The following is an 8,783-nucleotide window of genomic DNA, read 5'->3' as shown; positions in this document are numbered from 1 at the left end:
TGGCCCCGGCATCATGGGCGGGCCCGGACTGGCGCCGTCAGCCGATATTGGCCACGACCACGCGGTGTTCCAGCCTTGCCACGGCTCGGCCCCCGACATCGCCGGAAAGGGCGTGGCAAACCCGTTCGCCATGATCCTGTCAGCCGCGATGATGCTTGACTGGCTCGGCACAAAGCACAACTTCGAGAAGATGGTTTCCGATGGAGCGGTTTTGCGCGACGCCGTTTACAAGGTGGTCGCTGACGGCAGCGTTCTGACCCGCGATCTTGGCGGAACCAGCGGCACGGACGCGGCTGCCGATGCGGTTCTGCAACAAATCACGGCAAAGGCATGATCGTGGACAGAAACTTGCGGGTCGCCTGCCTGGGCGCGGGATATTTCAGCCAGTTTCACTTCGACGCCTGGGAACGGATAGAACAAGTGGAACTGGTCGGCATTGCCAACCGGAACATCGAAAAGGCCCGGCAGACCGGTCATCCGGCGTTCGCCGATCTTGAGCAAATGCTCGAAGCGACGTCTCCGGATCTCCTTGACATCATCACGCCGCCCGAGACCCATCTCGATGCGATCAAGATGGCGCTGAATCGCGACGTCAAGGCGATCATCTGCCAGAAGCCGTTCTGCGCCTCACTCGAGGAAGCCAGGATTGCGGTCTCTCTCGCAGAAAAGGCGGGTGTCCCGCTGATCGTGCATGAGAACTTCCGCTTCCAGCCATGGTACCGGGAGATGGCACGGTCCCTTGCCGCCGGCGAGATCGGTGATGTTCATCAATTGACCTTCCGGTTGCGGACCGGTGACGGACAAGGCCCCGATGCCTATCTCTCGCGCCAGCCCTATTTTCAGAAGATGGAGCGTTTTCTCGTCCACGAGACCGCAGTGCACTGGATCGATACCTTCCGGTTCCTGCTCGGAGATATCCAGGCAGTCTATGCCGATTTGAGAAAAATGAACCCGGTGATCGCGGGAGAGGATGCCGGTTACATCATTTTCGATTTCGATCACGACGTCCGGGCCATCTTCGACGGCAACCGCCATCTCGATCATGCATCGCAAAACACCCGCACCACCCTGGGCGAGGCATTGCTGGAAGGCACCACCGGTACCATCACCCTGTCCGGCAATGGCGCGGTGCATCTTCGCTGTTTCGGCCAGACCGCAACCCGGACCCTGCTGGAGCCACGGGACTGGCGCGGTTTTGCCGGTGATTGCGTGTTTGCCCTTCAGCGTCACGTCGTCGATGGTCTCCTGGGAAGCGGGCCATTCGAAAATACTGCAGCCGATTATCTTCGTGTTATAGAGGTCGAAGAAGCGATTTACCGGTCAGCAAACGAGGGTCGGAAACAAGGGGTTTAGAGTGTCCATGGAAGCAAAATCAAAGTCTCAGAGTATTCGGGCGGTGGATGCACTAAGGGCGTTGATATTTGCGGGCGAGTTGCCTCCGGGGTCGGATCACCTTGAAAGCGAACTCGCCGAAAAACTCGGCATGTCGAGAACACCGGTCCGCGAGGCAACCCTCGTGCTGGAATCGCAGGGCCTGCTGGAAGTCCGCCCGCGCAAGGGCGTCCGGATATCGGCCTTGTCGGCCGATGACATGCGTGAAATCTACGAGGTCCTGACCGAACTTGAGAGCCTGGCCGCTTCGCTTGCCGCCGAAACACATTATTCCGAACAGGAGTTGTCCCGTCTCAAATCCGCGACACTCGAAATGGAAGCCAGTGTGGCCGACAATGATCGTGAAGGCTGGGCCCGCGCCGACGCCGCCTTCCACGACGAACTTGTCCGGCTGGGCGGCAACAAGCGGATCCAGACAATTGTTTCCAATTTCAACGACCAGGTCAGGCGGGCGCGCGCCTTGACGCTGCATATGCGGCCAATGCCCAACAAATCCAATGAAGACCATCGCGCGCTTTACGAAGCCATTGCCAGAGGCGATTCCAAGGCAGCCCGACAGATCCACTGGATGCACAGGACCGAGGCCAAGGACATGCTGATCACCCTTCTCAACCAGCATGGGCTTCGCCGGGTTTGATGTGCCTGTCAAGCCACTCGAAATGAGCCGAATAGGCCCGTCGGGGGCACTGTAATTTCAACGAGCTGTCGAGAGAATTGTGCAATCTGACGGCATGACCCAAACCGCTCGTGCTGCCCTTTATCGCCGCCAATTTCGCTCAGATGCTCACAGCATTTGGAACGCATCACGTGTGAGTTGAAGGCCGCTTGACCAGATGTGTCTGGCTCCTTTTCGGCAAGATTCGATAAGTTGACGATGCCCTTCGGGCCCCTCGCCGGGGTTTCCGATGGCCATCATGCTGTCATGACCACCGGAATAGGCTCCCCTGGCACCGGCCGGTGCTGTCATCGCAATGATGCGACTGCAATCAGAAGAGTTTTCATGTGTATTGTATTTTTCATGAACACTTCGGATCGAAGGGCTTAGCCATTGCTGCCGGATTTCTCCGGCTTTGGCGTGATTGTTGTCTTTGCGTCGGCTGCCTTGGCGAACTCCGGCAATTCGCCGGTCCACTCATAGGCCTGGGTTCCGGGCGGGTTTTCGTACCAGCCGGGATCGCTGTAATCGCCGGCGGAGATACCCTCGCGAACCTTGACGACCGAGAACATGCCGCCCATTTCCAGCGGCCCGTAAGGGCCCCATCCGGCCATCATCGGTATGGTGTTGTCGGGCAGCTCCATCGACATTTCCGCCATGTCGGCCATGCCGGCAGTTCCCATCGGCATGTATTCGGGCTGCACGATCCGGATCTTTTTGGTGACCTTGGACTTGTCGACGCCGATGAAGGTCGGCACATCATGCCCCATGGCGTTCATGGTGTGATGGGATTTGTGGCAATGAATTGCCCAGTCGCCCAGGTGCTTGGCGTCAAATTCATAGGCCCGCATTGCGCCCACCGGAATGTCGATCGACACTTCCGGCCAACGTGCTTCCGGTCGGACCCAGCCGCCATCGGTGCCCGTCACCTCGAAATCATAGCCATGCATATGGATCGGGTGATTGGTCATGGTCAGATTGCCGACCCGCACCCGCACCCGGTCATTCTTCGATACAACAAGAGGGTCGATATCGGGAAAAATGCGGCTGTTCCATGTCCACAGATTGAAGTCGGTCATGGTCATGATCTTCGGCACATAGGAGCCGGGATCGATGTCGAAGGCATTGAGCATGATCAGGAAATCACGGTCGACCGGCATGAAGGCCGGATCCTTCGGGTGAACGATGAAGAAGCCCATCATCCCCATCGCCATCTGCACCATTTCGTCTCCGTGCGGATGGTACATGAAGGTCCCCGACTTCACCAGATCGAACTCGTAGATGTAGGTTTTGCCGGATGGGATCGCCGGATGCGACAGGCCGCCCACACCATCCATGCCGGATGGAAGGATCAACCCATGCCAGTGCACCGTTGTGTGCTCAGGCAGTTTGTTGGTGACATAAATCCGGACCCGATCGCCTTCCACGGCTTCGATGGTTGGGCCGGTGGACTGGCCATTGTAACCCCACAGATAGGCGGTCATGCCATCTGCGAGTTCACGCTCCACCGGCTCGGCCACGAGGTGGAACTCCTTGACACCGTTGTTCATCCGGAATGGCAAGGTCCACCCGTTAAGCGTGACCACCGGATTGTAGTCCGGTCCGGTCGACGGCATCAGCGGGGCCTGGGTCAGCGGGCTTTGCATAAGGGCCGCATCGGGCAGTCCCATGTTCGTTGTTTTCGACCAGGCGGTCGAGGAGACAAGGGCCGCTCCGGCAGCACTTGCACCGAGCAATTGACGTCTGTTCATCATGGTCTTTTCCTTTCCGGAAAGTTAGTGGCCGCCGCCGCCGGTATCGCCAACGGATGGTGCAGCAGCTGAATTGCCTGCTCCGGTTCCGCCGCCGTAGATCGCAGCTGACATATTGACATCGGCCAGCCAGAACTCGCGTTTGGCGTTAACCGCCAACATCAAGGTTCCGATTTTGGCGCGGGTGTCGGCGAGGAGTTCAAAGGTGTTTGAGATCATGCCGTTATAGGTCAGCAGGGCTTCCGCTTCGATCGTAGTACGCAAGGGCACTACGGCATTGCGGTAATGCCGCGCGATTTCGTGGGTCGAGCTGTAGGCCGTATGGGCGGATCGCGCCTCGGAACGGATGTTGACCGCCTTCTCGGCAAGCTGGTTGGCGGCCTGCATATAGGCAAGTTCGGCCTTGCGCAGCCGCGCCTTGCCACTGTCGAAGATCGGGATCACGAACTCCAGTTCGAGCTGCGGCGTAACACCCGTTTTCCTGGTTTTGCTTTCGTCAAGAGAGCCACCGACAATCTCGTATTCGGTCTCGATTTCCCGCTCGGCCTCGAAGCCGGAGATGATCTCCAGATCGGTGACCAAGCGCGTGGCTTCGGTCAGACCATAGCTCTTTGCAACGGCTTCGAGTTCCAGTTTTGCAACACGCAGATCGACCCGGTTTTCAAGTGCTTCCTGCTCGATCCGGTTACGTTTGATGATGCCACGCGGAAGCCGCGGCAAGCGGTCGGGGACGAAGTAATCGACCTCGCTGCCCCACAACCCCATCAGTCGCGTAAGCTCTTCTTTCGCCAGCCGTGACGCCAGCTTCGCTTCCGCCATTTGTCCGGTCAGCTCGGCATAGAAAGCATGTTCTCGTGCCTGTCCGCCCTTGCCCAGCGCCCCGCTTTCACCCAGCTTCTGCGCCAGTTCCGATGCCGCATCGGCAGCGACTCTGGCCTGATTGAGATAGGCGACGGTCTCAAACGCCGATACGGCGTTGATCCAGGCCCGCCGCGTGTCGTTGGCGACCTTCAATGTTGTGTCGACCGCCCGCATCTGAGCCTGCCGGAAGCGTGTATCGGCGACGTCGACACGTGCTCGCCGCGTTGCGAGCGACAGGATGTTGGCCGCGATCATGCCTTCGATGGCGCGATAAGCCCCAAGTTCGGGCGCCCCGATTCCCAACAGGCCGATCGAGACTCTTGGGTTTTCAGGCAAGCTCTGCTGCCAGGCTTCTGCTGCATTCATGCCGATATCGGTATAGGCTGCCTGCAGGCCCTTGTTGTTCAAAAGGGCTACCTGAACAGCTGTGTCGGCATTGATGGTTTTCTTGTGCACCAAGCCATGGACGCGCTCAGAAACAGCCTTTGCCTGATCCTTGTTCTGGACCCAGACGGTATCCTTTCCTTTGGTGCCGATGGAAACAGATGCTGCAACGACACCGAACCCGGCCTTTTTGGCCGAGTATCCGGCAATATCCTGATCGCTGACACACCCTGCCAGAAACAATCCTGCGGACGACGCGACAATGAGGGATTTGGTTGTTCGGAAGATGCTCATGAGCCTGCTCCCGCGCCGGGCGCCTGGCTGTCATTGAGTTGCCGCCATGGTTTAGGATCGACAGGAACGCGATGAACATAGCCGTTCAGAACCGTGTGATGATGCGTATTGAGAATGCCTATGCCGGGATCAGCCGGTGACGTGGCCGACATGATATCGGCAGGCCTGCCCGCCGCCGTACAACCGGCGAGCACCAGCGGCAAGCCAGCCGCCAAAAGATAACGAAACATGATTGTCCTACTGCGATAGAGAGTATGAGTGACCGGTCAATTCCGGCGTCGATGCCCCTTGGAGGGATCAGGTCACACTTCAGACTCGCGGCGGTCGCTCGGGCAACGCCATGACAACGACAATGAATTCAGCCGTGGGTTCGACCTCGAAACTCTCGGGAACGAAGCGATCCATAGCCACAACGTCAAAGATACAAAGGGCAACGAAACATGTGGCGGGACAGCAACGGTCCGGGCCAATGTCCGTACCCGTGGGGATCGGTTCTTTTGCCAGATCAGCTGAAACGGCCCGGGACAGATGGTAAGCGGCCATTGGTTGATCGCCGGATATCTGCCCCATCATCGCATAGTGCCCACCACTGTCGGCGACCTGAGATTCGGCCATGGCGAACGCATGCATGGACCCCGGCACGATGCTTGTAAAGACAAACATCAAGACCACAAGCATGTGCCCAAGACGGAGGCTATGGCGATTCGGCGTTTTCATGTTCGGTTTACATAACCCAAAATGGTGCGACAACAATGACCTGTTCGATCACAAGGCGGTGAAAACAAGTTTATTTTTTGGCATGGCCGTCTCCGGCCCATGTCAGTTTATCCCGTTGGCGCGTTGCAGCTCACGAACGTAGATAACAATTGTATCAAGTTCGGAATCGGTTACGCCCTCCACCGGAGCCATGTTTCCAAATTGCCAATGGTGGGCCCGGACGCCATTTTTGGCGGCCAGGTGGAATGCGGCGTCGGCGTGATGATTGGGCTCATAGATTTTGTGGACCAGCGGCGGCGCGATCCCGTCTTTTCCGGCAGCGTTCTCGCCATGGCAGGATGCGCAGGACCGGTTGAACAGCGTATCGCCTACCTGTGCCTGCGCAGACAGTTGCGGCACAGTCACATTGGCCATGACATCGCCTGACGCCGGCTGCTCCGGTGGCTGAAAGCTGCGGAAGATCAAAAATGCTCCTGCAAGCAAGATGATGCTGATCAGGAGAGATCGCCGGTTCATGCAAACACTCCCTTGGCGATCTCGTCGATGATCGGGCATTCTGGCCGGTCATCGCCGTGGCATTGATCTGCAAGGATCTTGAGCGTGGCCCGCAGGGATTTCAACTCCCTGAGCTTGCGGTCGATCTCGGTGATCTTCTCCAACGCCAGCGCTTTGACATCGGAACTGGCCCGGGCCTTGTCTTCGTAGAGCGATAGAAGCGAGCGGCATTCGTCAATGGTAAACCCGAGGCTTCTTGAGCGCTGAATGCAGGCCAGACGGTGGACATCCTTGCCGTCATAGTCGCGATAGCCATTGGCGGCGCGGGCCGGTTTGATCAAATTGATATCCTCATAATACCGGATCGTCTTGGCAGGAAGGCCGGTCGCATCAGATGCTTGACCGATATTCATTGGCCGCCTCCTGGATTTGAACACTGTGCCATCATGGCGTCATCCCTAACGCTTCCACCTGATGGAAGGTCAAGCATCAAGTTTGACCCGCCGCAACCGCAAGGCATTGGTGATCACCGACACCGATGACAGGCGCATTGCCGCCGCAGCAAGGGCCGGCGCGTCGTTGACGCCGGTGGTGATGGTGATCTTCACGCAGGCGCGGTGAAGTGCAGCAATGGCCTGGTCGGTCTTGATCAGGCTGCCTGTCGCCTCGGCAAAGCGTCGCGCAGGACGCGGATTGACCTTGGAGAGTGCAACGCCATGCGTCAGCATGAAGTGCTCGAAACTCTTGTGATAGGCGCCTGTAGGCTCGTAGGCGATGCGGGGGACGGCCTCCCCACTCATCCACGTCAGGATCGAGGCAAACCCCTTGTGGTTGTTGGTGACAAGCACTGATTGAACCGCCCCGGGTTTACCGGAGAGTTTCTGGTTCAATGATTAAGCTGCTTTTTCGGCATCGTTCAAGCTTGCATAGAAAGCCTCCTCTGCTTCTTTGGGCGTGACGTGGCCAATGGCGCTGTGCAGGCGCGTGTTGTTATACCAGTCGACCCATTTCAGCGTCTCCCATTCGACCTGACCAACGGACTTCCAGGGGCCGAGGAACTTGATAACCTCGGTATTGAACAGACCGAAGATGCTTTCGGCCAAGGCATTGTCATAGCTGTCGCCGACACTGCCACCCGAGGTGTCGATGCCGGCCTCTGCGAGCCGCTCTGTGTATCGGATCGACAGGTATTGGCTGCCACGGTCGCTGTGATGGATCAGCTTGTCCACCTCGGACGGTGCCCTCTGACAGATGGCCTGGTTCAAAGCATCGAGCACGAAGCCAGTCGTCATCGAAGTCGAGACGCGCCAGCCGACGATCCTGCGGGCGAAGACGTCGATGACGAAGGCCACGTAGACCATCCCCTGCCAGCTTGAGAGTGGAGTAAGAAGCGCAGATGCGCTTCTCCTCCCCGAACCGTACTTGCACCTTTCAGCGCATACGGCTCTCCATTCAAGCTTGGCCCATGGCCATAGCAACATCATGGTAGTGCGACGTGACGGTACTGCGGTCTTCAATCCGGAAGATGTACGGATTCGTCTCCGGATTGCGCCACCGGAATTGCGCCTTGGGGCTTGAGACAAGCCGTTTCAACGCTTTTCCGACGGGGTCACCGCGTTCAGTCCGACCAAACACGATCCAGGTTTTCGCCTTGCCCGGTTCCGGGACCCGGTACCATTTCCGCATCAAGGGTTTGATGCGAGATCGGTATTTATGGCCCAGCCAATGCGCCATTTTCGAGAACACGACATGATCGATGCGCCGGAATACGTACGCCGTGAAGTCGGTGAACTTGTAGAACGCCGCCCATCCCACCAACTGGCGGTTCAGACTGGCGATCATGTCGACCGTACTGACACTATGATTGCCGGAAAGGGTTTCGGTAAGCCTGCGGACAAACCCCTTGGCCTTTTCCTTGGGTATCGTCGTGACGATGGACATCCGTCCATGCGCCCCACGCTTGCGGATGATCCGGTGCCCCAGAAAAACGAAGCCGTCATTGACGTGTGTGACATGGGTCTTCTCCATGTTCAGCGTCAACTTCAGTTCACCTTCCAGAAACGCCCGGCACTCCTCACGGATTTCCTCTGCCTGAGCCTTGGTTCCTTTTACGATCACTGAGCTACTCCCCATCCCTTGGACAGTATCTGGGTTGAATTAAGCTACTTTTTGGACCTGCTGATCGGGTTGGGTTTCCTCTTTTCTCAGCCAATAGACCACGGCAGGTGGCCTGC

At 57.9% G+C, this 8,783-nt stretch carries 10 protein-coding genes and 2 pseudogenes; 3 read left to right on the top strand and 9 right to left on the bottom strand.

Going from position 1 to position 8,783, the window contains the following annotated elements; translation table 11 throughout:
- The 3 genes from ABJN75_RS19455 to ABJN75_RS19445 all read left to right on the top strand — a co-directional run.
- Positions 1-334: isocitrate/isopropylmalate family dehydrogenase (locus ABJN75_RS19455; RefSeq protein ID WP_348441251.1), on the top strand; the 334-nt coding region annotated here is incomplete at its 5' end.
- Positions 335-336: 2 nt separating this feature from the next.
- Positions 337-1,353, top strand: coding sequence for a Gfo/Idh/MocA family oxidoreductase (locus tag ABJN75_RS19450; RefSeq protein ID WP_348441250.1), 1,017 nt, complete (start codon positions 337-339; stop codon positions 1,351-1,353).
- Positions 1,354-1,360: 7 nt separating this feature from the next.
- On the top strand, positions 1,361-2,029 hold the full coding sequence (locus ABJN75_RS19445) for a GntR family transcriptional regulator (protein WP_348441249.1): 669 nt from the start codon (positions 1,361-1,363) through the stop codon (positions 2,027-2,029).
- A gap of 404 nt (positions 2,030-2,433) precedes the next feature.
- Here ABJN75_RS19445 and ABJN75_RS19440 read toward each other — a convergent pair whose 3' ends face one another.
- From ABJN75_RS19440 to ABJN75_RS19400, 9 genes and pseudogenes are all read right to left on the bottom strand, one after another.
- Positions 2,434-3,801, bottom strand: coding sequence for a copper oxidase (locus ABJN75_RS19440; RefSeq protein ID WP_348441248.1), 1,368 nt, complete (start codon positions 3,799-3,801; stop codon positions 2,434-2,436).
- Between the two features lie 21 nt (positions 3,802-3,822).
- Positions 3,823-5,337, bottom strand: a complete 1,515-nt coding sequence (locus ABJN75_RS19435; protein ID WP_348441246.1) for a TolC family protein — start codon at positions 5,335-5,337, stop codon at positions 3,823-3,825.
- Positions 5,334-5,567: a hypothetical protein gene (locus ABJN75_RS19430; RefSeq protein ID WP_348441245.1), complete on the bottom strand. Its 234-nt coding sequence runs from the start codon at positions 5,565-5,567 to the stop codon at positions 5,334-5,336. Before ABJN75_RS19430 ends, ABJN75_RS19435 begins: the two co-directional genes overlap by 4 nt.
- A gap of 79 nt (positions 5,568-5,646) precedes the next feature.
- On the bottom strand, positions 5,647-6,054 hold the full coding sequence (locus ABJN75_RS19425; protein WP_348441244.1) for a hypothetical protein: 408 nt from the start codon (positions 6,052-6,054) through the stop codon (positions 5,647-5,649).
- A gap of 102 nt (positions 6,055-6,156) precedes the next feature.
- Positions 6,157-6,609 (bottom strand): cytochrome c, encoded by a 453-nt coding sequence (locus tag ABJN75_RS19420; RefSeq protein WP_348441243.1) that lies wholly within the window; start codon positions 6,607-6,609, stop codon positions 6,157-6,159.
- Positions 6,567-6,962, bottom strand: a complete 396-nt coding sequence (gene cueR, locus ABJN75_RS19415; protein WP_348441242.1) for a Cu(I)-responsive transcriptional regulator — start codon at positions 6,960-6,962, stop codon at positions 6,567-6,569. The genes ABJN75_RS19420 and cueR overlap by 43 nt, the downstream gene beginning before the upstream one ends.
- A gap of 69 nt (positions 6,963-7,031) precedes the next feature.
- Complete coding sequence (locus tag ABJN75_RS19410; RefSeq protein WP_348441241.1) at positions 7,032-7,439, bottom strand: hypothetical protein; 408 nt, start codon at positions 7,437-7,439, stop codon at positions 7,032-7,034.
- 3 nt (positions 7,440-7,442) lie between these two features.
- Positions 7,443-7,934 (bottom strand): annotated as a pseudogene (locus ABJN75_RS19405) (IS3 family transposase); the annotation flags it as partial.
- A gap of 67 nt (positions 7,935-8,001) precedes the next feature.
- A pseudogene (locus ABJN75_RS19400) lies at positions 8,002-8,667 on the bottom strand (group II intron maturase-specific domain-containing protein); the annotation flags it as partial.
- Between the last annotated feature and the right edge of the window lie 116 nt (positions 8,668-8,783).

It is taken from the genome of Hoeflea sp., assembly GCF_039975035.1.
GTDB lineage: Bacteria > Pseudomonadota > Alphaproteobacteria > Rhizobiales > Rhizobiaceae > Hoeflea.
The sequence above is the reverse complement of the archived record's forward strand: the minus strand, read 5'-3'. Positions and strand labels throughout refer to the sequence as shown.